Raw genomic sequence first — 24278 nt, forward strand, 5'->3', positions numbered from 1 at the left:
CAAACGGCTCAAACTCAAAATCTGAGCGTGTAGCGATTCAAGAAGAAGTAACAGCGCTGAACGACGAACTGAACCGTATCGCGGAAACGACGTCTTTTGGTGGCAACAAGTTGCTTAACGGTACTCACGGTACTAAATCATTCCAAATCGGTGCAGACAACGGTGAAGCGGTAATGCTTCAACTGAAAGACATGCGCTCTGATAACGCTCAGATGGGTGGTAAGAGCTACCAAACTGAGAACGCGAAAGATAAAGATTGGAACGTTCAAGCAGGCTCTAACGACCTAAAAATGTCGTTCACTGATAACTTCGGTCAATCACAAGAAATCGACATCAGCGCAAAAGCGGGTGACGACATCGAAGAGCTAGCAACGTACATCAACGGTCAACAAGACTCTGTTAAAGCGTCTGTAACTGAAGACGGTAAGCTACAAATGTTTACTGGTAACAACAAGGTTGAAGGCGAAGTGGCATTCTCTGGCAGCCTGGCTGGCGAACTAGGCATACAACCTGGCAAAGACGTAACGGTTGATACTATCGACGTTACATCAGTTGGCGGCGCACAAGAGTCTGTAGCTATTATCGATGCGGCACTTAAGTATGTAGATAGCCACCGTGCTGAGCTAGGTGCTTTCCAAAACCGTTTCGACCACGCTATCAGCAACTTAGACAACATTAACGAGAACGTTAACGCATCTAAGAGCCGTATTAAAGATACCGATTTCGCGAAAGAAACGACTCAGATGACTAAGTCTCAGATCCTTTCTCAAGCTTCAAGCTCGATTCTTGCTCAAGCGAAGCAAGCTCCGAACTCGGCACTTAGCCTACTAGGTTAATCGATTAAAAAGCCACGTTGACTATAAGCGTCAACGTTAGGCTTCCACAAATTAGCTCGTGGTGAGAGATGAGCGCTAAACAGACCCAGCTTCGGCTGGGTTTTTTATTGCCTGCAATTTGGAGAAGGGGGGAGTTTTGGTGTTGGTCGTTGATTGGAAAGCGAGATTCCCTATCACGCTCGCTCCTCACTGTAGGGAGTGACGGGAATTGGGAAATGATGGTTTCCTCGCTTACTACATCGAAGCAGTCTTTCGTCACCCCAGAATCGAGTAGAACGAGATATCAGGGATCTCTTCTGACTTTATATTCAACACTACGCTCATTAACTTAAATAATGGGGCAACTTTAGCGAATGTCGCCCTATTAATTGAAGCCCGATCACACTTTCCTTTGTTGTTGAAAAGAATATGAAAAAAAGCGCATTTTTTATTAAAGCTTCTAATTAAGGCGCCGTTAAAGGGATTGAGAGAAATGATATGTACCAATGTAAGGTGAGAGAGACACTGGTGCATAAACAAAATTGACATGTATTAGTGTGAGGTGAGAGTCACATAAGTACATTAAAAAATGCCTAAAGGAGATCAACTATGGCGATTAATGTAAGCACAAATGTGTCTGCAATGACGGCTCAGCGCTACCTAAATAGCGCGGCTGAAGGTACTCAAAAATCAATGGAGCGTTTGTCTTCTGGCTATAAAATCAATAGCGCAAAAGATGATGCTGCAGGCCTACAAATCTCTAACCGCTTAACGTCGCAAAGCCGTGGCCTAGATATGGCTGTGAAAAACGCGAATGATGGTATCTCTATTGCACAGACAGCTGAAGGTGCAATGAATGAGTCAACCAACATTCTGCAACGTATGCGTGACCTTTCTCTTCAATCTTCAAATGGTTCAAACAGCAAATCTGAACGTGTTGCGATCCAAGAAGAAGTCTCTGCTCTGAACAAAGAACTTAACCGTATTGCTGAAACAACTTCTTTTGGTGGTAACAGGCTTCTTAACGGAACTTACGGTAGTCAATCTTTCCAAATCGGTGCAGATTCTGGTGAGGCGGTAATGCTTTCTATGGGGAACATGCGCACCGATACTCAAGAAATGGGCGGTAAGAGCTACGGCGTAGAAGAAGGCAAAGATGCTTCTTGGCGTGTAGGTGCGGGTGCTGATTTAACAATCAAATACAACGATAAGTTTGGTGAAGCGCAAGAGCTATCTATCTCTGCTAAAGAAGGCAACGATATCGAAGAGCTAGCAACTTACATCAATGGTCAAAGCCAAGACGTTAAAGCGTCTGTGGGTGAAGGCGGTAAACTGCAACTTTTCGCTTCAAGCCAAAAAGTTGAAGGTGATGTTGAGTTTGGCGGCAGCCTTGCGGGCGAACTAGGTATCGGTGCTGGTAAAGACGTTACCGTTAACGATATCGACGTAACTTCTGTTGCAGGTGCAAACGAAGCAGTATCTATCATTGATGGTGCTCTAAAATCTGTTGATAGCCAACGTGCTTCTCTAGGTGCTTTCCAAAACCGTTTTGACCATGCAATCAGCAACTTAGACAACATCAACGAAAACGTTAATGCGTCTAAGAGCCGTATCAAAGATACCGATTACGCGAAAGAAACAACAGCTATGACGAAGTCTCAAATCCTACAACAGGCGAGTACTTCTATCCTAGCTCAAGCAAAACAGTCACCATCAGCAGCTCTAAGCTTATTGGGCTAAACTTACCTCGGTAAGTAGCGGTAAACTCTACTCTGGGTAGAGTTTTACTGTTTGGCTCATAAAGGAGGGAGGGAGAGTGTTATGGAAATATCATCCAACGCATCGAACATCCAGCCTTATGGCTCACCTAATGGCATTAAAATTGCAAGCGATGAAGGTAGTAGTGCGTCGAGTCTTTCGCGACTAAAAGAAGCAACATCTTATGACAAGGTAGAGAAATCGAAAGAGGAAGCTACCGAAGCGGCGATTCAATTAGCTCAACATAGACAAGAGTTAAATGATGAAGAGCGAGTCAAAATGGTGGAGAAGGTAAACGAGTTTATCTCCTCTCTCAATAAAGGTGTGGCTTTTAAGGTCGATGAAGAATCTGGGAGAGATGTGGTTACCATTTATGAGACCACAACCGGCGATATTATTCGCCAAATACCCGATGAAGAAATGCTTGAAATTCTAAGACGCCTAGCAGCCCAAAACTCGAATAGTCGAATATTTGAGGTGAAGGTTTAAGTCGTATTATTGAGGTGGTTTAATGAGTTTTGGCCCAATGGGGATTTCGTCTGGCATGGATATCAATTCCATGGTCAGCAAAATTGTTGATTCGGAGCGTGTACCTAAACAGCAACGAATCGACAATGAACGAACGCGAATCGATACCAGCATTAGTGCCTATGGAAGACTCAGAGAATCCCTTGATTCGATGAAAAACCTGATGACAAACTTTCGTCAGGAAAAAGCTTTTGCTGTGCGAACAGTGGAAAGTACCGATGAAGCGCTTGTCTCTGCAACCGCGACTACCGAAGCGATCGCTGGCAAATATGCCATCGATGTGTTGCAGCTTGCCCAAAGCCATAAAGTGGCTTCTGATGTACTGTCAGAGGACATGAAATTTGGCCCAGGTAAGCTGCAGGTTTCGCTTGGTGATGACAGCTTTGACGTGCAAGTTGGCGACAGATCGAGACTTATCGAAGTTGTTCGTGGTATCAACGGTGCAGATAGCAACCCAGGCGTTCGTGCATCTATTATCAACGATGTCGAAGGTCCAAGACTTATTATTGCCTCGAACCAGTCTGGTTCAGATCAGCAGATCAACATTAATGTTGAGTCAGATGCTGCCAATCCCTTAAAAAAACTCGAATACAAAACGCTTGAAGAACGTGTTAAAGCGCTAGAGAAAGCGCGCGTTGCTGCTCAAGATATTCTAGCTCTAACCCCTGCAGGAAAAGCCGTTGAACTCATCGATGAAGTGATCGCTAGCGATGACCCAAATGCGAATGAAACACTCGATAAAGATGGCAATGTCATCCCTGCATCCCAAACTAATTCTACCTCCGTTGCTGACGAAGACTCTCAAAGCCTCAGCTACGGAGAACAAGCCGCCGCCGACGGCCAAGCAGCTCTTGATGCAGCTAAAGCGGCAAAATCTGTCATGCCTGAAGACAATATCCCAGGTTGGACGGAAACTGCCTCTGGTACGCTTCTTGACTCTTACTATACACCAGAACTTGAGCTTGATGAAAAAGCAATAGAGAAGGCACCTGATGTACCGGGATGGTCAAATGCTGCCTCAGGTACGTTGACGGATTCCTACGTGACGCCAAAAGAAGCCCAGCAAAAGCTTGAGGCGGAACAAGCTCGTATCGAAGAGAAGATTTCACAAGAAAAAGCGGAGTTGGCTGAGAAAGTTCAAAAAGGCGAACTCACCGCAGAGCAAGCCAAGAAAATTGAGCGTGCCAAATTAGAACCCGAAGAGCGCGAGCTCTTAGAGAAGGTCGATAAAGCGCAAGCAGACCTTGAACAAGCACAGCAATCTTTTGATACCTATAGTGGAATGACTGAAGTTCAGGCTGGCCAAGATTCTATGGTTGTCCTAGATGGTGTTGCTCAACTCTCTAGTAATAACAATGTGATTGAAGATGCCATTGAAGGTATTGATATTACGGTGAAAGGAAAAACGCCAAAAGATAAGCCGCCGGCAGAAATTGGTGTGGAGTACGACCGTAACAGTGTTCGCCAAGATATCGAATCCTTTGTGAGCTCTTATAACCAGTTCTATCAAGTGTCGAAAGACCTCGCGGGTGTTGATCCAACGACTGGTCAAAAAGGCCCGCTCTCTGGTGACAGTACAGTGCGTAACGCCGACTCCCGATTGAAAGGGGTGTTCTCATCAAGTATCGAAGGTGCGCCAGACAATCTAAAGTCTTTGACTGAATTCGGTATCACCACCACAAGACAAGGCTCGCTAGAAATCAACTACGATATGCTTGACCGTCAACTCAACAATAACTTTGATAAGTTGGGTGAGTTCTTTGGTGGCAACAACGGTTTCGCCAAAAAAGTGGAAGATGCGATTCAAGGTATCACAGGTATCACGGGTTCAATCCGTACTAGAGAAAAGAGCTTGGTCGAGCAAAACTACCGTTTGGTTGATGACCAAAGCGCGCTCGACCGCCGCATGGACAGCCTAGAGAGCCGTACCCACTCTAAGTTCACAGCAATGCAAGATGCGACCAGTAAGATGCAATCTCAGCTGGGCAGTATGATGAATGCGTTGGGCTAATAGATGAATAGCCAGCTACAAGAGCTTTGTGAACTCGATCAACTAATTATCTCTAAACTGGAATTTAGTGAAATTAATGCTGAAGAAATAACGCAGCTTGTCGATAACAGAGAACAGTTATTGCAAAACGTGCTTCAAATAATCGACTCACATCCCGACGTTAAGCAAAGTTCTGAATGGTTTGAAGCCATTACCAGAACCAGAAAATTAGTCGAATTGATGCAGTCTGAGACGAGTCGAGTAGGTAAGACCCTACATAAATACCGTCACGGCGCTAAATCAGTTCAACAATACAAAAAGTTTCTATAGAAGAGGTTTACTATGCGCGGTTCTTTACAGGCATATAAAAAGGTATCAGTGGATAGTCAGCTAACGGCTGCCTCACCGCATAAGATTGTACAAATGCTAATGGCCGGTGCTATCGAGCGTTTGATTCAAGGCAAAGCGGCAATGCAAGCAGGCAACATCCCAGTGAAAGGTGAGCGACTTGGTAAGGCTCTAGATATCATTATTAGCCTACGTAGTTGCCTATCTATGGACGATGGTGGCGATATTGCGAAAAACCTAGATCAACTTTATGAGTTCATGATCACGCAAATTTCTGCGGCAAATCACAAAAATGACCCACAGCCTATTGATGATGTTATCGATATTATTCGCGAAATTAAGAGCGCTTGGGACCAAATTCCGAACGAATATCACAACTTGACGTCCGCTGACGTAGGTATTTAAAGAAAAATTGCAGTTTTAACCAATCTCATATCCCTTAATTGGTTGGTTGCCTTATTTTTTTAATCAAATAAAATAGAAGCCATTAGATAGCCTAATGGCTTTTTTCGTTGCTGATTTCCTAAATTTGTCCACGTAGACCATAATCATTGATACATCTCACTGTTTTATAGACTACGTTGCTCACCGTTTTTCCGCATCGCACCAAAATAAAGGCAATAATTCCTACTTATGCAAGGTTTGGCAAAACTGCTTGTCGTCGACGATAACGCTCAAGATCGTCACAATTTAAGCACAATATTAGAGTTTGTAGGAGAGAGCTGCGAAGTAATCAGCTCTGAACAAGCACGTAAAGTTGACTGGTCACTACAGTGGGCCGGCTGCATTATTGGTACCATTAAAGGTAAAGGCTTCAACGCATTACTGAATGAGAAGCTTGTTCACGCCAATCACATCCCTTTACTGGTGATTGGCAAAAACAATCACCCGGTTGACGAGTTGACTAACTATGTTGGTGAGCTTGAACTTCCTCTTAACTACCCGCAATTAAGTGATGCATTAAGACACTGTAAAGACTTCTTAGGCCGCAAAGGTATTCAAGTTGTGTCTTCGGCACGCAAGAACACCCTGTTTCGCAGCCTAGTAGGACAAAGTGCTGGCATTCAAGAAGTACGTCACTTAATTGAACAAGTCTCTTCTACGGAAGCGAACGTGCTGATTCTTGGTGAATCTGGTACAGGCAAAGAAGTCGTAGCGCGTAACATTCACTATCACTCTAAACGTCGTTCAGGGCCTTTTGTTCCTGTAAACTGTGGCGCGATTCCACCTGATTTGCTTGAAAGTGAACTGTTTGGTCATGAGAAGGGCGCATTTACTGGGGCGATTACCGCACGTAAAGGCCGTTTTGAATTGGCTGAAGGTGGCACACTGTTTCTTGATGAAATTGGCGATATGCCGATGGCGATGCAAGTTAAGCTGCTACGAGTACTGCAAGAGCGATGCTTTGAGCGTGTAGGTGGCAATAGCACCATACAAGCTGATGTTAGAGTGATTGCGGCAACCCACCGCAACCTTGAAGATATGATCGACGATGATTCGTTCCGTGAAGATCTTTACTACCGCTTAAATGTATTCCCGATTGAAATGCCGGCGCTTCAAGATCGTAAAGAAGATATTCCACTGTTGCTTCAAGAGCTGATGACTCGAATGGAAGCGGAAGGCAGCATGCCTATCTGTTTCACGGCTCGTGCTATCAACTCTTTGATGGAGCATTACTGGCCAGGTAACGTTCGTGAACTAGCGAACCTGGTTGAACGAATGGTTATCTTGTATCCAAACAGCTTGGTTGATGTGAATCACCTGCCAACTAAATATCGATACAGCGATATCCCTGAGTTCCAGCCAGAGTTTAATAGCTTTGGATCTGAAGAGGAGCAAGAGCGTGATGCACTTGCTGACTTATTCTCAGAAGATTTCAGTTTTGATCAGCAAGATGATATTGCCGACAATGCTAATGCGCCTCAAGAGTTACCGCCAGAAGGGGTTAACTTGAAAGAGCTACTCGCGGATATGGAAGTGAATATGATCAATCAAGCGTTGGAAGCGCAGGGCGGCATTGTTGCTCGTGCTGCTGACATGCTTGGAATGCGTAGAACCACTCTGGTTGAAAAAATGCGTAAATATAACTTGCAGCGATAGTGTCCAGTTTTCGATGAAAACGAAAAACTAGCACACACTTTTTAGCTATTTGGTAACTCTAGCTAAGTGAACAGATAAACCATAGTCGAGTTGTTGCTTGCTTAACTATGTGATAAATATAGCAAATAGCCTGACTCGTGTTGTACGTCTCAGGCTGTTTTAGTATTTGAGGCAAATTTTTGACATGCGCGTATCTAACGAACCAGAAAATCAATCACACCTAGATTCTGTTGAACAGCAGGTTGAGCGCTATAAGCAAGTACTCGACGTGATGCCAGCAGGGGTTATCTTGTTAGATACACACGGCGAAGTGAGAGAAGCGAACCCTGAAGCGCATCGTATTCTTGGTGTTGAGTTGGTTGGCGAGAAGTGGTTTTCAGTGATTCAAAGTGCCTTTGACCCAAAAGACGATGACGGTCATGAGATCTCATTGAAGAACGGGCGAAAAGTGCGTTTGGCGATTTCAGCCTCTACCACGGGTCAGCTGATTTTGATTACCGATCTGACCGAGACCCGACTATTGCAGTCTCGCGTGAGTGATCTTCAGCGTTTGTCTTCATTAGGTAGAATGGTGGCCTCGCTTGCCCATCAAGTGCGAACGCCGCTTTCAAGTGCGATGCTGTATGCATCAAACCTTGCCGCGCCAAATCTGCCGCCGGCAACAAAAACGCGTTTTCAATCTAAGCTTATGGATAGATTGCATGACTTAGAGAAGCAAGTGAACGACATGCTGTTGTTTGCCAAAGGTGGTGACAACAAAGTCGTTAAGCCATTTACTGTGGCTGAATTGATCACTGAATTTCACCCTATGGTGGAAGCGGCATTGAAAACTAACCAGATTGATTATTGCCAAGAAGTTGAGGGCGAACAGACTCAAATGTTCGGCAACGCCAATGCTATCGCCTCAGCGTTAAGCAACCTAGTGTTGAACGCGGTTCAAATTGCGGGTAAGGAATCGCAGATCGATGTGTTTTTTAGGCCCGTAAATGGCGAGCTTAAGATATCAGTGCAAGACAGTGGCCCCGGCGTACCGAAAGAGCTTCAAGGTAAAATAATGGAACCCTTCTTTACCACTCGTTCACAAGGTACAGGTCTAGGCTTAGCGGTTGTACAAATGGTATGTCGAGCACATGAAGGCCGACTGGAATTGATATCAGAAGAAGGCGACGGCGCATGCTTTACCATGTGTCTACCGCTTGAAAGAAGTGCTTCTTCTGAAGACTAATAAGTTTTAACTGAATTTACACTGGAGAATCCTATGGCTCAAAGCAAAGTGTTAATCGTCGAAGATGATGAAGGTCTACGCGAAGCCCTTGTCGACACACTCGCGCTTGCTGGCTATGAATGGCTGGAAGCGGATTGTGCGGAAGATGCTCTGGTCAAATTAAAATCGAACTCCGTTGATATTGTCGTATCTGACGTGCAGATGGCGGGCATGGGTGGCTTGGCACTATTGAGAAACATTAAGCAGCATTGGCCAAATTTGCCGGTATTGCTAATGACAGCGTACGCCAACATCGAAGATGCCGTTGCTGCAATGAAAGAGGGCGCTATCGACTATATGGCAAAGCCATTTGCGCCAGAAGTGCTGCTCAACATGGTCAGCCGTTATGCGCCTGTAAAGTCGGATGACAATGGTGACGCTATCGTTGCTGATGAAAAAAGTATCAAGCTAATGATGCTGGCTGATAAAGTTGCGAAAACCGATGCCAACGTCATGGTGTTGGGCCCGAGTGGTTCTGGTAAAGAGGTGATGTCTCGCTACATTCACAATGCTTCTAGCCGAAAAGATGGCCCGTTTGTCGCGATTAACTGCGCGGCGATCCCAGACAACATGTTAGAAGCGACCCTGTTTGGTTATGAAAAAGGCGCATTTACTGGCGCTATTCAAGCTTGCCCGGGGAAATTCGAGCAAGCGCAGGGCGGTACAATTCTGTTGGATGAGATCAGTGAAATGGATCTTAGCCTACAAGCCAAACTACTGCGTGTTTTGCAAGAGCGCGAAGTTGAGCGATTAGGTAGTCGTAAGAGCATCAAATTGGATGTTCGTGTATTAGCGACCAGTAACCGAGACCTTAAACAGTATGTTTCTGAAGGGAATTTCCGTGAGGATTTATACTACCGCCTGAATGTATTCCCAATTTCTTGGCCTCCATTGTGCGAGCGTAAAGGCGATATTGAGCCTTTAGCCAAGCACTTAGTTGAGCGCCACTGCACCAAACTTGGTATGCCTGTACCCGTTATGTCAGCACAAGCGATCAGCAAACTCGTCAATTATCCGTGGCCGGGCAATGTTCGCGAATTAGACAATGTGGTACAGCGTGCGCTAATATTGAGCGAACAAGAGAACATCTCTGGTGAGCATATCCTTCTTGAAGGTGTCGATTGGCAAGACGCAAGCAGCCTACAACAAATCGTCGAAGGCAGTGACGTAGCTGCGCCAGAAATTAAGCCTATTGCCGAAGCAAACCCAATCAATAAAATCGCGGCTAGCAGCGAAGGGTTAGGTAATGAGCTTAGAGATCAAGAGTATGCGATCATTCTTGAAACCCTGATTGCATGTAATGGCCGACGCAAAGATATGGCTGAAAAACTGGGCATTAGCCCTCGTACACTGCGTTACAAGTTGGCTAAAATGCGCGATGCTGGAATAGATATCCCAAACTGAGGATAGATTAGTAGTGTCAGCTTTCTGACTAGTGTAATACGATATCTAGTCAATTAAATGTGTGGCACGCTAATTGCTCTGTCAATAATATAGCTAAATAGATGGTCATAATTTTGACTCCTGAGGTAGTAGATGAGAATAGATGGTTTACAAGGCGAAATGCAGGCAATGATGGTCGAAGCTGCCAGCGCGCGTCCCGCAGCAACGGGGCAAGCGGTCGGTGCAGATTTTGGCAACATGCTGACTAATGCCATCAATAATGTGAACTCATTACAAAAGACCTCAGGTGATCTTCAAGCTCGTTTTGATAGTGGCGACCAAAGCGTATCCCTATCGGACGTGATGATTGCTCGTAATAAATCTAGTGTGGCTTTTGAGGCGACGATCCAAATTAGAAATAAATTGGTCGAATCGTACAAAGAGCTGATGAATATGCCGGTATAAGTTGGGTAGTTAAATAGTGGCAGATAATAGTCAAACAACAGATTTAACCGTAAGCGATAGCAACGACCATGCACTTATTGCAGGCTCTGAGCTAGACGGAGAAGGGCAAAATCCCGATCTAGGTGAACGCAGTTCATCGAAGTTCGATATGGCTGTCGGTGATCTTGATTTACTTCGTCAGGTCGTCTTAGTCCTTTCTATCTCTATCTGTGTAGCGCTGATTGTGATGCTGTTTTTCTGGGTAAAAGAGCCAGAAATGCGTCCATTAGGGGCTTACGAAACAGAAGAATTGATCCCCGTTCTTGATTACTTAGATCTGCAAAAGATCGATTACACGCTTGAAGGCAATACCATCTCAGTACCGGCGAGTGAGTACAACTCATTAAAGCTTAATATGGTACGAGCGGGTTTGAATCAAGAGCGAAACGCGGGTGATGACATCCTCATGCAAGACATGGGTTTTGGTGTATCACAACGTTTAGAACAAGAACGCCTTAAATTAAGCCGCGAAAGACAACTTGCCAAAGCCATTGAGCAGATGAAACAGGTGCGTAAAGCTCAGGTTTTATTGGCCCTGCCGAAGCAGAGTGTTTTTGTACGTCATAATCAAGAAGCCTCTGCTTCTGTATTCCTAACTCTAAAAACAGGTACTAACCTCAAGCAGCAAGAAGTTGATTCTGTTGTGGATATGGTGGCAAGTGCCGTTCCGGGAATGAAAACCTCACGTATTACGGTGACCGATCAGCATGGCCGATTGTTGAGCTCAGGCTCTCAAGACCCTATGTCAGCGGCGCGTCGTAAAGAACACGAGTTAGAGCGCAATCAAGAACAAGCGCTGCGTGAAAAAATTGACTCCATCCTGATTCCTATTCTTGGGTTTGGTAACTACACCGCTCAGGTTGATATCCAGCTCGATTTCAGTGCTGTGGAGCAAACCAGAAAACGTTTTGATCCGAATACACCGGCGACTCGAAGTGAATACACTTTAGAAGATTACAACAATGGAAATACGGTGGCGGGTATTCCGGGTGCGTTGAGTAACCAGCCTCCAGCGGATGCCTCAATTCCACAAGATGTGGCTCAGATGAAAGACGGCGCGATGACAGGTCAAGGCTCTGTTCACAAAGAAGCGACTCGAAACTTTGAGCTAGACACCACCATCAGTCATGAACGTAAACAGAGCGGCACGGTTAATCGTCAGACGGTTTCTGTTGCGATCAAAGACCGCCAATCCTTGAACCCAGATACGGGTGAAGTGGTTCATACGCCAATCCCGGCGAGCGAAATCAATGCGATTCGCCAAGTACTGATTGGTACGGTGGGCTTTGATGAAACTCGTGGTGATTTGCTCAACGTATTAAGCATGCAGTTTGCACCTCAAGTAACAGATGTTGTTGCTGATGTGCCAATCTGGGAGCATCCAAACTTCAATGATTGGGTTCGTTGGTTTGCAAGTGCCTTGGTTATCATTGTGGTGGTGTTGGTACTTGTTCGCCCTGCAATGAAGAAACTGCTTAACCCAGCAGCAGACAACGATGAACAGATGTACGGACCTGATGGCATGCCAATTGGTGCCGACGGCGAAACCAGCTTAATTGGTGGTGATATTGAAGGTGGTGAGTTGTTTGAATTTGGTTCAAGTATCGACTTACCAAACCTTCATAAAGACGAGGACGTGCTGAAAGCAGTACGTGCACTTGTAGCGAATGAACCAGAGCTAGCAGCTCAAGTAGTTAAGAATTGGATGGTAGATGGCTAACGAAATAGTTCCACAACAAACTGAAGGCGGTGAAGTGCTTGATGTCTCTAGCGTGGATATCGGCTCTATCTCAGGCGATGAGCGCGCTGCGATCTTGTTGCTCAGTTTAAATGAAGAAGATGCTGCTGGTATTATTCGTCACCTAGAGCCAAAGCAGGTTCAGCGTGTGGGTAGTGCGATGGCGCGAGCTACAGACCTATCCCAAGAGAAAGTAGGCGCTGTGCACCGTGCTTTCTTAGATGATATTCAGAAGTACACCAACATTGGTATGGGCAGCGAAGACTTCATGCGTAATGCGTTAGTTGCTGCTCTGGGTGAAGACAAGGCGAATAACCTTGTTGACCAAATCCTTCTCGGCACAGGTTCGAAAGGTTTGGATTCGCTTAAGTGGATGGATCCTCGTCAGGTGGCGAGCATTATCATCAACGAGCACCCTCAAATTCAAACTATTGTGTTGTCGTACCTCGATGCCGATCAATCGGCTGAGATCCTGTCTCAGTTCCCAGAGCGAGTTCGTCTGGATCTGATGATGCGTATTGCCAACCTTGAAGAAGTTCAACCTTCGGCGCTTGCTGAACTGAATGAAATCATGGAGAAACAGTTCGCGGGTCAAGCGGGTGCTCAAGCAGCCAAAATTGGTGGCCTGAAAGCCGCGGCTGAGATCATGAACTACATGGACAACAACGTGGAAGGCGTCTTGATGGATCAAATTCGTGATCAAGACGAAGACATGGCAACACAGATTCAAGATCTGATGTTTGTCTTTGAAAACCTTATTGAAGTTGATGACCAAGGTGTTCAACGACTACTACGTGATGTTCCACAAGACATTCTACAGAAAGCACTTAAAGGTGCAGATGAAGGTCTACGTGAGAAGATCTTCAAGAACATGTCTAAACGTGCTGCCGATATGATGAGAGACGATATTGAGGCGATGCCGCCAGTCAAAGTCTCTGATGTTGAAGCGGCTCAGAAAGAGATTTTGGGTATCGCGAGGAAGATGGCAGACAGTGGCGAAATTATGCTGTCTGGTGGCGCCGACGAGTTCCTTTAATACAGAAATCTCAAAAGCCCCACACTGTTGGGGCTTTTCTTTATCCAATCTCGAACCACAGATTAACTCAGTTTAACTGCTTGAATTCACAATACAGTTAAGCCACTCATAGATAGGTACTGATATGTCAGGTGATAGAAAACGCGGCTTCCTTCGCCCTGAAGAAGATAATACGGTTGCCCAACCTCAGAAATGGGGGCTGCCTGACTACACCTCTGACGTGAGCAAACAAGCCAAAGAAACCGCTTTTAACTACGACCCTAGTTGGATGCCAACGGTTGAAGAAGCCATTGAAGATGAAGAGCTGGTTCTGACTGAAGAGCAAATCGAGCTGATTAAACAAGGCGCTTATCAGGAAGGGCTGCATCAAGGCCAAGAGGCGGGCTTTAAGCAAGGCTATGAAAAAGGCAAAGAAGAAGGTTTTGCTGCCGGTCACGAAGAAGGCAACGAAGCCGGCAAGCTTGAAGGCGTAACCGCGGGTCAAGAGTACATTCAACAGCAGGTGGCCGTCTTCATGGGGCTGGCAAACCAGTTCGCTCAACCATTAGAGTTGATGAACGCTCAGGTGGAGAAGCAATTGGTCGACATGGTGCTTACGATGGTCAAAGAAGTGGTTCATGTTGAAGTGCAAACCAACCCACAAATCATATTAGATACCGTTAAAGAATCGGTAGAGTCGTTGCCGATTTCTGGTCACGCAATCACATTGAAACTCAATCCGGAAGATGTCGCGATCATTCGCTCTGCGTATGGCGAAACTGAATTGGACTGTCGTAATTGGACACTGGTAGCAGAGCCAGCACTCAACCGTGGTGACGTGCAAATCGAAGCAGGTGAGTCGAGCGTTAACTACCGCATGGAAGATCGTGTAAAGAACGTTATTCAAAATTTCTGCGGCGCAAATCGTCACCAAGGTCATGAGTAATGCTTGAGTTAGCGAATCGTCTCAGTCAGTACAAAGTCGAGGGGCTAAAATCGCGACCAATTGCCTCTGGTAAATTAGTACGCGTTGTTGGCTTAACGCTTGAAGCGACCGGCTGTAAAGCGCCAATCGGCAGTTTGTGTTTAGTCGAAACCATGTCTGGTCAGATGGAAGCCGAAGTCGTCGGTTTCTCTGGCGATAACCTATTTTTGATGCCGAGTGAGCAAATCACCGGGATCTTACCTGGCGCTCGCGTCACGCCAATGACTACCGAAAGTGGTATCCCTGTTGGAATGGAACTGCTCGGTCGAGTGATCGACGGCGTAGGTAATCCACTCGACGGTTTAGGTCCAATCTATACAGAGCAACGCGCTTCATTTAATGCGGAGCCAATCAACCCGTTAGCTCGTAAACCGATTTCTGAACCACTCGATGTCGGCTTGAAAGCCATTAATGGTTTGCTAACCGTGGGTAAAGGGCAACGTATCGGTCTGTTTGCTGGCTCTGGTGTCGGTAAATCCGTAACTCTGGGCATGATGACTCGAGGCACAACTGCGCAAGTAGTGGTCGTAGGCCTAATCGGTGAGCGTGGACGAGAAGTTAAAGAATTTATTGAAGAGATTCTTGGTGAAGATGGCCGTAAGCGTTCGGTTGTTGTTGCCGCTCCTGCCGACTCATCACCATTGATGCGCTTAAAAGGCTGTCAAACCGCGTTGGCTGTCGCCGAGTACTTCCGCGACCAAGGCTTAGATGTTCTGCTACTCATGGATTCATTGACCCGTTTTGCTCAAGCTCAGCGTGAAATTGCTCTGTCTGTGGGTGAGCCGCCAGCAACCAAGGGCTATCCGCCATCAGTCTTCGCTAAGCTTCCTGCGCTGGTGGAACGAGCAGGTAACGGCAATGATGAACAAGGTTCTATCACGGCTTTCTTTACCGTGTTAACCGAAGGCGATGACTTACAAGATCCGATTGCGGATGCGTCGCGAGCAATTCTCGATGGTCACGTTGTGTTATCTCGTGAGATGGCCGATGCCGGTCACTACCCAGCGATTGACGTTGAGAAATCCGTCAGTCGTGTTATGCCGCAAATCACCACTGAAGAACATGTCTTGATGTCGAAAGCGGTAAGGCAAGTGCTGTCTATCTGCCGTAAAAACCAAGATTTGGTGTCGATTGGTGCTTACAAGCCAGGAACGGATCCAGCAATCGATAGTGCCTTCACGTTGAAACCAAAACTGGATGAGTACTTGCAGCAGAAGATGAAAGAGACCGTCCCATACGACATGTGCGTCAACATGTTGAAACATGTATTGGGTGGCTAACGGGTGAATAAGGTTAGTCATGGATAACGCATTAGAATTTTTGCTCGATCAAGCCAAAGATCAAGAGAACCAAGCGGTACTTGCGCTCAACAAAGCGAACTCTGAGCTGCAAGGCTACTATGAGCAGGTTGCGCAGATTGAAAAGTATCGACTGGATTACTGTCAGCAGCTCGTTGACCGCGGCAAGGCAGGCTTAACGGCGAGCCAATATGGTCACTTGAACCGCTTCTTAACTCAGTTGGATGAAACATTATCCAAACAGAGAGAAGCCGAGCACCACTTTAAAAATCAAGTCGACAACTGCCAAAGCTACTGGATGGAGTTACACAAAAAACGTAAATCCTACGAGTGGTTGATGGAGAAAAAGCAGAAAGAGAAAGCAAAGCTGCAAGATCGAAGAGAACAAAAGCAAATGGATGAGTTTTCGACTCTGTTATACAGCCGAAAGAAGATGTGATCCTAAGCCACGAATGACGTCAGTGCTGTTCTCTATATTGTGAAAACCGAACTTATAGGCATGTTTCTTGCTCCGTTTTATATAAAATTGCGCGTTATGCCCACCAAAGGCATGAAAAGCATCCGACTTTCTTTTTGTTGCCTGATTCATGGCAGCAAAGCTAGTAGATAGAGCTTGTATATATGAATGTTAGTCTTTCCTCAAATTCAGCGACCAACAAAATGTCATCGTTGTTGGACACCGGTTCTGCCTCTTCCAAGGTAGAAGAAACCGGCGACTCTAAAGGTTTCTTTGAGTCCTTTAAAGAAGCGCTCGGCTTTGAAGAAAGTGACAGTAAAGTCGCAGCAAAAGACACAGAAAGCACTGCGAAACCTGATACTAAACAGACATCTACCGAAGGTGAAGCGTCAGCCGAAGCGAACAAAGGTGATTCCGCTGAATCAAAGGCTACTGACGAAGTGAGCGAAGCGCAAAGCAAGCAAGCAGCTTCAGAAGTAGAAGGCGAGAAAGCTGCTGATAAAACATCAGCAGAGGCTGCGTCTGGATCTGAGGCTCAGCTCAAAGCCAATTCGGGCACTGATAGCACTGTCGCTGATAAGACTGTTGCAGATAAGGCAGATGGTAAAGATGCGCAGGATACGACTAACGAATCTAAAGAACATATTGCTCAATCCCAAACTCAGGGTCCATCAGCGGTAGATGGTGCTACGCAGGCATCGCAAGCCAATGCAGCGATGAGCGAAGGCAATAAATTGCTTGGTCAATTGGATGAGGCAAACAAAACCCTAAATCAAGCGCCAAACGGCAAAGGCTTGCCTCAGCAAGGTCAGGTAGAACAAGCCCAAGGTAATATCACCGGTGCTTCTGTTGCAGGAGTTTCCGTTACGGATAAGGCGACACAACAAGCTAAGGCTGCAAATCAGGAGAAGAGCCTTGAAGTCGATTCTGAAATCGCTGTACTTACCGGAGGTAAGGGTGTTTCTCAGCTAACTGATACTGAAATTCGACAGTTGATGGATAACGGCGTCACTCCAGAACAAATTGAAGCCAGTATGAGCCGAGAGCTGAGCCAAAAGAATGCAGCTAGTGCGGTTGCTGCCGAGCAGAGCCAAGCATTGTCAGCCGTGGATATTGAACTGGCAAAGCAAGTAGATGCCCATACCAAAGCGCTAAACCAATTGAATGGACAAATCGAATCAGAGCAGTCTGTTGTCGATAGCTTGCTTGATAAGCAACAAAGTGGCGCTAAGTTGACGGTTGATGAGCAAGCCGCTTTGGCTAAAGCGACCTCTAACCTAGACCTGTTGAATCAACAGCTCGCTAACGTTCAACAACAAGTAACAGCTTTGCTAAGTCAAGCTCCGGCTGCGAACAGTGCGTCTGGTGAACCCACTGCTATCGATTGGGATAATACGGATTCAAGCGAAACTAAAGCCTTAGCTGCGGCAGCATCAACAGCAGCTGTAGCGACGGCTACACAACAAGTGTCAGCGCAGGCCGCTTCTCAATCAGCAAACAATGCTCTTACGGACAAGGCGGCAATGCTGCACGCCAATAATGCACATGCAGCCCAACAGGCCGCAGCTCAACAAGCTAATGTGGCTTCACCTCAGCAGCAAGCAACGTTGGATCCAGCTTTAACCGCGCAAGGAATGGCGATGAATGCAACGCCAGCTGCCACAAAAGCAGGCTCGACTGATACGCTTCTTAAAGCGGGCGCCGGTGCAGCAGCACTGTCTGGTTTGGGTAAAGCGGGTGCTAAAGAAGATTCTAAAGATTCGACCTTTGCTCAGCAGATCGCTTCTGCGGCTGGTGCACAAGGTACGGCAACGGTGGGTTCAGCACCTACGCGAGCTGAAATTCAAGCTGCTCAACAAGCGCCCTTACAGCTCACCAAAGAGCTAGCCAATGAGCAAGTGGCTGAAAAAGTACAAATGATGATGTCTAAGAACCTTAAGAACTTGGACATTCGTCTCGACCCACCAGAATTGGGCCAAATGAAAATCCGCATGACCATGAATAATGACGTGGCAAACGTGCACTTTACGGTGAGTAATCAGCAAGCGAGAGATGTGATTGAACAAACCTTACCTCGCTTGAGAGAGATGCTTGCTCAGCAAGGTCTGCAGCTTGCCGATTCGTCTGTTCAACAACAGAACTCCGGTCAGGGACAAGATAGATACAACAATGGTGAGCAACAATCCGGCGCTAACCGCACAAATGATACGCAAGGTGATGAAAACCTTGATAGTGGCAGCAATCTTGAATTGAATGTCGCATCAAAGCGTGATGGAATTAGTTATTATGCCTAATATCAGGCTAAGAACGCTTGGTTAATAGAAAAAACCAGTTAATAAAAAGAACCATCAGTTAATCGCAAGAACAGGAAGTTAGAGTAAGATATGGCCGAAGAACAAGATGCACCTAAAGGGAAGAGCAAGCTCCTTATAATTATTATTGCCGTAGTTGTGTTACTGCTTGGTATAGGTGGTGCGCTGTACTTTTTCTTAGGTTCTGACGATAGCGCCTCTGAATCTCAGTCTCAGCCAGCAACGGCTGTGGTCGCTGCAGAGCCGGTTATGTATGTTAATATTCCTCAGCCCTTCTTGTTTAATGTGACAGGTGACAAAAAAGATCGCCTAGTTCAGATAAAAGCACAGCTCATGGTACGTGGCAGTAAGAATGAAGACCTGGCTCGTTACCACTCTCCACTTGTAGAAAGTACGCTACTGGCCACGTTCGCTTCGGCAACGGTTGATCAATTGCGCTCACCAACAGGCCGCGTGGAACTGCGTAATAAGGCAACAGAAGATATTAAAGCAAGCCTGGCTCAAGCTGTTGGCCAGCCTGTGATTGAAAAAGTGTTATTCACTGACTTCGTAATTCAATAGGTAATTTGTGACCGATTTATTAAGCCAAGACGAAATTGATGCGCTGTTACATGGCGTTGATGATGTTGAAGAAGTTGAAGATGTCTTAGAAACCGAAAATGACAATGCGGTCAATTTCGACTTCTCATCTCAAGATCGAATCGTCCGTGGTCGAATGCCGACCCTTGAACTTATTAACGAGCGCTTCGCACGTCATATGCGTATCAGCTTGTTTAATATGTTACGTAAAACGGCTGAAGTGTCGATCAACGGCGTACAGATGATGAAGTTTGGTGAGTACCAAAACACATTGTATGTACCCACCAGTTTAAACATGGTTCGTTTCCGTCCATTGAAAGGTACGGCACTCATCACCATGGAAGCTCGTCTGGTTTTCATTCTCGTAGAGAACTTTTTTGGCGGTGATGGTCGTTTCCACGCCAAGATTGAAGGTCGTGAATTCACGCCTACTGAAAGACGAATCATTCAGTTACTGCTGAAAATTGTTTTTGAAGATTACAAAGAAGCTTGGTCGCCAGTGATGGGGGTTGAGTTTGAATACTTGGATTCCGAAGTGAACCCAAGTATGGCGAACATTGTGAGCCCAACCGAAGTGATTGTTGTGAGTTCGTTCCACATTGAAGTGGATGGCGGTGGTGGTGACTTCCACGTTGTCATGCCTTACTCCATGGTTGAGCCGATCCGTGAACTGCTTGATGCGGGTGTTCAATCAGACAAGATGGAAACCGATGTTCGTTGGAGTACCGCACTGCGTGATGAGATCATGGATGTGCCCGTCAATTTCCGCGTGAATTTGCTAGAGCAAGATATTTCCCTTCGTGATCTGATGGAGCTGCGCCCTGGTGATGTTATCCCAATGAACATGCCTGAGCACGCAACCATGTTTGTCGAAGAACTGCCGACTTATCGTGTGAAAATGGGCCGTTCTGGTGAGAAGCTTGCAGTACAGATTTCGGAAAAAATTCAAAGACCACATGTGGTTAAAACTGATCTCGCTTTTCTAGGTAAAGACTTATTGTCTGAGCTCGAAAACAGTGATGATGACGACGAATAGTAAAATAGATAAAAGTATAGGAATTGGTAATGGAACCTAGTGAAGATCAAAAGCTAGCAGACGAATGGGCTGCAGCACTTGGTGAAGATCCTTTAGCGCCGTCAATTGATGTTGATGATGTGCTTGCGGCACCACTTGATGAGCTAACCGATTCATCATCTCCGATTTCTGAAGATGAGCGTCGTAAGCTGGATACCATTATGGATATTCCAGTGACTATTTCGATGGAAGTTGGTCGCTCTCAGATCAGTATTCGTAACTTACTCCAATTGAACCAAGGCTCGGTTGTTGAGCTTGATCGAATTGCTGGTGAGTCACTAGATGTGATGGTTAACGGTACTCTGATTGCTCACGGTGAAGTGGTTGTAGTAAATGACAAATTTGGTATTCGTTTGACTGACGTTATTAGCCAAACAGAACGAATTAAGAAGCTGCGTTAATGAGCTTTTTGTCTCAAAGACTTGCGGGCTCTTTTCTCGGAATGACAGGTTTGTTACGAGGAATCTTGGGAGTAGGGCTATTAACGGCTCCTTCCATTGCCTTTGCAGCAACACCGCCTTCTCTCGATTTAGCGACCACCTTTGGGTCGCTAATTTTCGTTATAGCCTTCATTTTATTTATTGCTTGGCTACTCAAGCGAATGCAAGTACCTGCGATGTCGAATCAACAAGGTTTGGCGATTGTTAGGCAAATCCCTGTTGGTACTAAAGAGCGTATCGCTATTGTGCAAGCGGGTGATGAACAGTTCTTGGTAGGGATTACCACACAATCGATTCAGCTGATCTCTAAGCTCGATAAACCTCTTACTCAGGAGATGCTGGAAAAAAGTACATTTTCAAGTCAGCTTTCCCAGCTAATAAAAAAAGATGCAAACAAGTAACGGACTTTTGAACTCCTCTTACTTTCACCAAGCCGGAGCTTTCCGAGCGGTGAAAGTGTGGTTGGTTCAGCTTATTCTCCTATGCTCAATCGTATTCAGTGTGTCGGTATTTGCACAAGCTGAAGACGGCACCGTCATTCCTGCGAATACCGCTGGCTCGGAATCGGTCACTATCAGCACGATGGAACAAGACCAAGCCAAATCGACAACCATGACCACGGGCAGCTTGACTGGCAATGGTGGCGGCATACCTGCCTTTACCATGACAACCAATGCCAATGGCGGTGAAGACTACTCGATTAACCTGCAAATTCTCGCGTTAATGACCATGCTTGGCTTCTTGCCGGCGATGGTGATTTTGATGACATCGTTCACTCGTATTGTGGTTGTGATGTCTATCTTGCGTCAGGCGATGGGTCTACAACAAACACCGTCTAACCAAGTCATTATTGGTATCGCGATATTCTTGACCTTCTTCATCATGTCGCCAGTGATTAATCAAGTTAACGAACAAGCAGTTCAGCCTTATCTTAATGAACAGATATCGGCACGACAGGCATTTGATGTTGCCCAAGAACCGATTAAATCCTTCATGCTCAAGCAGACTCGAATCAAAGATCTTGAAACCTTTGTTGAGATTTCTGGCGCGGAAGTGACTAACCCTGAAGATGTTTCGATGGCGGTTCTGATTCCAGCATTTATCACATCGGAATTAAAAACGGCTTTCCAAATCGGATTTATGCTGTTCTTGCCTTTCCTAATCATCGACTTGGTGGTGGCATCGGTATTGATGGCTATGGGTATGATGATGTTGTCACCGATGATTGTATCGCTGCCGTTTAAGTTGATGCTGTTTGTTCTTGTTGATGGCTGGAACTTGATACTCTCCACACTCGCCGGCAGTTTTGCCTTGTAGCTGGGGGAATAATGAATCCTGAAATATTCGTAGAGTTGTTCCGAGATGCCCTTTGGATGGTATTAATCATGGTTTGCGCCATCATTATTCCTAGCCTGCTGATCGGTTTGGTTGTGGCTGTTTTCCAAGCTGCGACCTCAATCAACGAACAAACCCTGAGTTTCCTGCCGCGTTTGATCGTAACTTTGTTGGCGTTGATGCTATTCGCACACTGGATGACCCAGATGATGATGGAGTTCTTTTTTGAGCTCATCGAACGCTTGCCGCAAGTTCTGTATTAAACCGATATGGAATACCCAACGAGCCTTGTACTTGAGTGGTTAGCCAATTATTTTTGGCCATACACTCGCATCTCAGCGATGCTGATGGTGATGACGGTAACAGGGGCACGCTTCGTGTCGCCGCGTATTCGTCTGTATTTAGGCTTGGCGATCACTTTTGCGGTGATGCCTGCGATTCCGGCCGTTCCCAAAGAGATTGAACTTCTGTCCTTTCAAGGCTTCCTGACTGTCTTCGAGCAAATTGTGATTGGCGTGGCCATGGGTTTTGTTACCCAGTTCATGATTCAAACCTTTGTTATGCTGGGTCAGATCCTCGGTATGCAATCGAGCTTGGGTTTTGCATCAATGGTCGACCCCGCTAACGGGCAAAATACGCCGGTACTTGGTCAGCTGTTCATGCTGCTAGCGACCATGTTTTTTTTGGCGACCGATGGTCACTTGAAAATGCTGCAGCTGGTGGTGTTTAGTTTTAAGACCTTGCCGATTGGCAGTGGCTCTCTAACCTCTGTGGATTTTCGAGAGCTCGCGTTGTGGCTCGGCATCATGTTCAAAACGGCATTAGCGATGTCATTGTCGGGGATTATTGCGCTGCTAACGATTAACCTTTCTTTTGGTGTAATGACGCGTGCGGCACCTCAATTAAACATCTTTTCTTTGGGTTTTGCATTTGCGCTACTCGTGGGTCTGTTACTTTGTTGGTACATCCTTGGCGGCTTATATAGTCACTATGAGCTATTTTGGATGCAGGGCGAACAACAGATATGTCGTCTAATCCGGTTAGATTGCTAGGAGACTGAAATGGCAGAGTCAGACGGTCAAGAACGCACAGAAGACGCCACGCCCAAACGCTTGCAACAGGCCAAAGAGAAAGGGCAGGTTGCAAGGTCAAAAGAGCTAGCGTCAGCGTCGGTACTTATTGTCGGTGCAATTGCATTAATGTGGTTTGGCGAATCGATGGCGAAGGCTTTGTTCGAGGCCATGCAACGTCTGTTCTCTTTGAGTCGCGACGAAATTTTTGACACTAACAAACTCCTAGAAATCGCTGGTGGTGCACTGGTGAACCTGCTGTTCCCGCTGTTTTTGATACTGATAACCTTGTTTGTTGCTGCCGTCATCGGCGCTGCGGGTGTCGGTGGGATTAACTTCTCAATGCAAGCAGCAATGCCTAAGGCGTCTAAGCTCAACCCACTCAGTGGCATCAAGCGTATGTTTGGCCTGCAAAGCTGGGTTGAACTGCTCAAGTCTATTCTTAAAGTAGCGCTCGTATCGGGGATGGCGATTTATCTGATTCAAGCCTCTCAGCATGATTTAATGCAGCTGAGCATGGACGTCTATCCACAAAACATCTTCCATGCCTTGGATATCTTGCTCAACTTTATTCTGTTGATCAGTTGTTCTTTGTTGATTGTTGTGGCGATTGATATCCCATTCCAGATTTGGCAACACGCTGATCAGCTGAAGATGACTAAGCAAGAGGTGAAAGACGAATTCAAAGACACCGAGGGTAAGCCTGAGGTGAAAGGTCGAATTCGCATGTTGCAAAGGGAGGCGGCTCAGCGTCGTATGATGGCAGACGTTCCTCAAGCGGATGTGATTGTGACCAACCCGGAACACTTTTCAGTGGCGCTGCGCTATAAGCAGAATCAAGACAAAGCACCAATTGTGGTTGCTAAAGGTGTCGACCACATGGCGATGAAGATCCGAGAGATTGCGCGTGCAAACGACATCTATATCGTTCCAGCGCCGCCATTGGCGAGGGCGCTTTATCATACCACTGAGCTAGAACAACAAATTCCTGACGGTCTGTTTACAGCAGTTGCACAAGTGCTTGCATATGTTTTCCAGCTTAAACAGTACCGAAAACGAGGTGGTGAGCGACCAAAGCTGCAAGATTCTAATATGCCGATCCCACCTGATTTACGTCATTAGATCAATTGCTTGAGCTCTGCGTGATGAACCCTGATAATAGCGAGCTAGCTAATCTTCCTTTTATAGAGGTGATGGCGATAATTTGACGTGAGATGTTGGTACAGTGTTTGCTGTAGTAGCCTGAACATTATAAGCCCATAGCAAACAGCCCTGACTAAGACC

At 46.1% G+C, this 24278-nt stretch carries 24 protein-coding genes; all 24 read left to right on the forward strand.

Annotated features, from left to right (window positions below; genetic code table 11):
- A partial coding sequence (locus AB6E54_RS00005) for a flagellin (protein WP_372168693.1) occupies nucleotides 1–836 on the forward strand: 836 nt, incomplete at its 5' end.
- Between the two features lie 588 nt (nucleotides 837–1424).
- Nucleotides 1425–2555: a flagellin gene (locus AB6E54_RS00010; protein ID WP_372106521.1), complete on the forward strand. Its 1131-nt coding sequence runs from the start codon at nucleotides 1425–1427 to the stop codon at nucleotides 2553–2555.
- Between the two features lie 81 nt (nucleotides 2556–2636).
- The gene (flaG, locus tag AB6E54_RS00015; protein ID WP_017066380.1) at nucleotides 2637–3062 is read left to right on the forward strand and encodes a flagellar protein FlaG; all 426 of its coding nucleotides are present in this window, start codon (nucleotides 2637–2639) and stop codon (nucleotides 3060–3062) included.
- Nucleotides 3063–3084: 22 nt separating this feature from the next.
- The gene (fliD, locus tag AB6E54_RS00020; RefSeq protein WP_372106523.1) at nucleotides 3085–5112 is read left to right on the forward strand and encodes a flagellar filament capping protein FliD; all 2028 of its coding nucleotides are present in this window, start codon (nucleotides 3085–3087) and stop codon (nucleotides 5110–5112) included.
- 3 nt (nucleotides 5113–5115) lie between these two features.
- Nucleotides 5116–5421 carry a flagellar protein FliT gene (locus AB6E54_RS00025; RefSeq protein ID WP_017060688.1) on the forward strand — a complete coding sequence of 102 codons (306 nt, stop codon included), beginning with the start codon at nucleotides 5116–5118 and terminating at the stop codon, nucleotides 5419–5421.
- Nucleotides 5422–5433: 12 nt separating this feature from the next.
- Entirely contained in the window at nucleotides 5434–5844 is a 411-nt protein-coding gene (fliS, locus tag AB6E54_RS00030; protein WP_004736194.1) for a flagellar export chaperone FliS, read from the forward strand.
- Nucleotides 5845–6072: 228 nt separating this feature from the next.
- Complete coding sequence (locus tag AB6E54_RS00035) at nucleotides 6073–7539, forward strand: sigma-54 dependent transcriptional regulator (RefSeq protein ID WP_017060687.1); 1467 nt, start codon at nucleotides 6073–6075, stop codon at nucleotides 7537–7539.
- A gap of 184 nt (nucleotides 7540–7723) precedes the next feature.
- The gene (locus AB6E54_RS00040) at nucleotides 7724–8764 is read left to right on the forward strand and encodes a PAS domain-containing sensor histidine kinase (protein WP_017060686.1); all 1041 of its coding nucleotides are present in this window, start codon (nucleotides 7724–7726) and stop codon (nucleotides 8762–8764) included.
- A gap of 33 nt (nucleotides 8765–8797) precedes the next feature.
- Nucleotides 8798–10207: a sigma-54 dependent transcriptional regulator gene (locus AB6E54_RS00045; RefSeq protein ID WP_017060685.1), complete on the forward strand. Its 1410-nt coding sequence runs from the start codon at nucleotides 8798–8800 to the stop codon at nucleotides 10205–10207.
- Nucleotides 10208–10339: 132 nt separating this feature from the next.
- On the forward strand, nucleotides 10340–10651 hold the full coding sequence (gene fliE, locus AB6E54_RS00050; RefSeq protein WP_017060684.1) for a flagellar hook-basal body complex protein FliE: 312 nt from the start codon (nucleotides 10340–10342) through the stop codon (nucleotides 10649–10651).
- Between the two features lie 16 nt (nucleotides 10652–10667).
- Nucleotides 10668–12410, forward strand: a complete 1743-nt coding sequence (gene fliF, locus AB6E54_RS00055; RefSeq protein ID WP_017060683.1) for a flagellar basal-body MS-ring/collar protein FliF — start codon at nucleotides 10668–10670, stop codon at nucleotides 12408–12410.
- On the forward strand, nucleotides 12403–13464 hold the full coding sequence (gene fliG / locus AB6E54_RS00060) for a flagellar motor switch protein FliG (RefSeq protein ID WP_017060682.1): 1062 nt from the start codon (nucleotides 12403–12405) through the stop codon (nucleotides 13462–13464). Before fliF ends, fliG begins: the two co-directional genes overlap by 8 nt.
- Before the next feature lie 124 nt (nucleotides 13465–13588).
- A complete protein-coding gene (fliH, locus tag AB6E54_RS00065; RefSeq protein ID WP_017060681.1) occupies nucleotides 13589–14389 on the forward strand; it encodes a flagellar assembly protein FliH in 801 nt (266 codons plus the stop codon).
- Nucleotides 14389–15708: a flagellar protein export ATPase FliI gene (gene fliI / locus AB6E54_RS00070; RefSeq protein ID WP_017060680.1), complete on the forward strand. Its 1320-nt coding sequence runs from the start codon at nucleotides 14389–14391 to the stop codon at nucleotides 15706–15708. The genes fliH and fliI overlap by 1 nt, the downstream gene beginning before the upstream one ends.
- A 19-nt stretch (nucleotides 15709–15727) precedes the next feature.
- A complete protein-coding gene (gene fliJ / locus AB6E54_RS00075; protein WP_102332837.1) occupies nucleotides 15728–16165 on the forward strand; it encodes a flagellar export protein FliJ in 438 nt (145 codons plus the stop codon).
- Nucleotides 16166–16347: 182 nt separating this feature from the next.
- Complete coding sequence (locus tag AB6E54_RS00080; RefSeq protein WP_372106525.1) at nucleotides 16348–18477, forward strand: flagellar hook-length control protein FliK; 2130 nt, start codon at nucleotides 16348–16350, stop codon at nucleotides 18475–18477.
- 90 nt (nucleotides 18478–18567) lie between these two features.
- Nucleotides 18568–19056, forward strand: coding sequence for a flagellar basal body-associated protein FliL (fliL, locus tag AB6E54_RS00085; protein ID WP_017060677.1), 489 nt, complete (start codon nucleotides 18568–18570; stop codon nucleotides 19054–19056).
- A 7-nt stretch (nucleotides 19057–19063) separates the two neighbouring features.
- The gene (fliM, locus tag AB6E54_RS00090; protein ID WP_017060676.1) at nucleotides 19064–20110 is read left to right on the forward strand and encodes a flagellar motor switch protein FliM; all 1047 of its coding nucleotides are present in this window, start codon (nucleotides 19064–19066) and stop codon (nucleotides 20108–20110) included.
- A gap of 29 nt (nucleotides 20111–20139) precedes the next feature.
- Complete coding sequence (gene fliN / locus AB6E54_RS00095) at nucleotides 20140–20550, forward strand: flagellar motor switch protein FliN (RefSeq protein WP_004736208.1); 411 nt, start codon at nucleotides 20140–20142, stop codon at nucleotides 20548–20550.
- Nucleotides 20550–20990, forward strand: a complete 441-nt coding sequence (fliO, locus tag AB6E54_RS00100) for a flagellar biosynthetic protein FliO (RefSeq protein ID WP_017060675.1) — start codon at nucleotides 20550–20552, stop codon at nucleotides 20988–20990. Before fliN ends, fliO begins: the two co-directional genes overlap by 1 nt.
- Entirely contained in the window at nucleotides 20977–21906 is a 930-nt protein-coding gene (gene fliP, locus AB6E54_RS00105; protein ID WP_170791796.1) for a flagellar type III secretion system pore protein FliP, read from the forward strand. The genes fliO and fliP overlap by 14 nt, the downstream gene beginning before the upstream one ends.
- 11 nt (nucleotides 21907–21917) lie before the next feature.
- Nucleotides 21918–22187: a flagellar biosynthesis protein FliQ gene (gene fliQ / locus AB6E54_RS00110; protein ID WP_029235191.1), complete on the forward strand. Its 270-nt coding sequence runs from the start codon at nucleotides 21918–21920 to the stop codon at nucleotides 22185–22187.
- Between the two features lie 6 nt (nucleotides 22188–22193).
- The gene (gene fliR / locus AB6E54_RS00115) at nucleotides 22194–22976 is read left to right on the forward strand and encodes a flagellar biosynthetic protein FliR (protein ID WP_017060672.1); all 783 of its coding nucleotides are present in this window, start codon (nucleotides 22194–22196) and stop codon (nucleotides 22974–22976) included.
- A 9-nt stretch (nucleotides 22977–22985) separates the two neighbouring features.
- Nucleotides 22986–24116 (forward strand): flagellar biosynthesis protein FlhB, encoded by a 1131-nt coding sequence (flhB, locus tag AB6E54_RS00120; protein ID WP_017060671.1) that lies wholly within the window; start codon nucleotides 22986–22988, stop codon nucleotides 24114–24116.
- Nucleotides 24117–24278: the final 162 nt, after the last annotated feature.

The organism is Vibrio sp. 10N.247.311.49, assembly GCF_041467655.1.
In the GTDB taxonomy this organism is placed as follows: domain Bacteria; phylum Pseudomonadota; class Gammaproteobacteria; order Enterobacterales; family Vibrionaceae; genus Vibrio; species Vibrio crassostreae_C.

Excerpts from the sequence above, each read along its gene's own strand:
- AB6E54_RS00010 (WP_372106521.1), top strand. The coding sequence starts at position 1,425 with ATGGCGATTAATGTAAGCACAAATGTGTCTGCAATGACGGCTCAGCGC.
- flaG (WP_017066380.1), top strand. The coding sequence starts at position 2,637 with ATGGAAATATCATCCAACGCATCGAACATCCAGCCTTATGGCTCACCT.
- fliD (WP_372106523.1), top strand. The coding sequence starts at position 3,085 with ATGAGTTTTGGCCCAATGGGGATTTCGTCTGGCATGGATATCAATTCC.
- AB6E54_RS00025 (WP_017060688.1), top strand. The coding sequence starts at position 5,116 with ATGAATAGCCAGCTACAAGAGCTTTGTGAACTCGATCAACTAATTATC.
- fliS (WP_004736194.1), top strand. The coding sequence starts at position 5,434 with ATGCGCGGTTCTTTACAGGCATATAAAAAGGTATCAGTGGATAGTCAG.
- AB6E54_RS00035 (WP_017060687.1), top strand. The coding sequence starts at position 6,073 with ATGCAAGGTTTGGCAAAACTGCTTGTCGTCGACGATAACGCTCAAGAT.
- AB6E54_RS00040 (WP_017060686.1), top strand. The coding sequence starts at position 7,724 with ATGCGCGTATCTAACGAACCAGAAAATCAATCACACCTAGATTCTGTT.
- AB6E54_RS00045 (WP_017060685.1), top strand. The coding sequence starts at position 8,798 with ATGGCTCAAAGCAAAGTGTTAATCGTCGAAGATGATGAAGGTCTACGC.
- fliE (WP_017060684.1), top strand. The coding sequence starts at position 10,340 with ATGAGAATAGATGGTTTACAAGGCGAAATGCAGGCAATGATGGTCGAA.
- fliG (WP_017060682.1), top strand. The coding sequence starts at position 12,403 with ATGGCTAACGAAATAGTTCCACAACAAACTGAAGGCGGTGAAGTGCTT.
- fliH (WP_017060681.1), top strand. The coding sequence starts at position 13,589 with ATGTCAGGTGATAGAAAACGCGGCTTCCTTCGCCCTGAAGAAGATAAT.
- fliI (WP_017060680.1), top strand. The coding sequence starts at position 14,389 with ATGCTTGAGTTAGCGAATCGTCTCAGTCAGTACAAAGTCGAGGGGCTA.
- fliJ (WP_102332837.1), top strand. The coding sequence starts at position 15,728 with ATGGATAACGCATTAGAATTTTTGCTCGATCAAGCCAAAGATCAAGAG.
- AB6E54_RS00080 (WP_372106525.1), top strand. The coding sequence starts at position 16,348 with ATGAATGTTAGTCTTTCCTCAAATTCAGCGACCAACAAAATGTCATCG.
- fliL (WP_017060677.1), top strand. The coding sequence starts at position 18,568 with ATGGCCGAAGAACAAGATGCACCTAAAGGGAAGAGCAAGCTCCTTATA.
- fliN (WP_004736208.1), top strand. The coding sequence starts at position 20,140 with ATGGAACCTAGTGAAGATCAAAAGCTAGCAGACGAATGGGCTGCAGCA.
- fliO (WP_017060675.1), top strand. The coding sequence starts at position 20,550 with ATGAGCTTTTTGTCTCAAAGACTTGCGGGCTCTTTTCTCGGAATGACA.
- fliP (WP_170791796.1), top strand. The coding sequence starts at position 20,977 with ATGCAAACAAGTAACGGACTTTTGAACTCCTCTTACTTTCACCAAGCC.
- fliQ (WP_029235191.1), top strand. The coding sequence starts at position 21,918 with ATGAATCCTGAAATATTCGTAGAGTTGTTCCGAGATGCCCTTTGGATG.
- fliR (WP_017060672.1), top strand. The coding sequence starts at position 22,194 with ATGGAATACCCAACGAGCCTTGTACTTGAGTGGTTAGCCAATTATTTT.
- flhB (WP_017060671.1), top strand. The coding sequence starts at position 22,986 with ATGGCAGAGTCAGACGGTCAAGAACGCACAGAAGACGCCACGCCCAAA.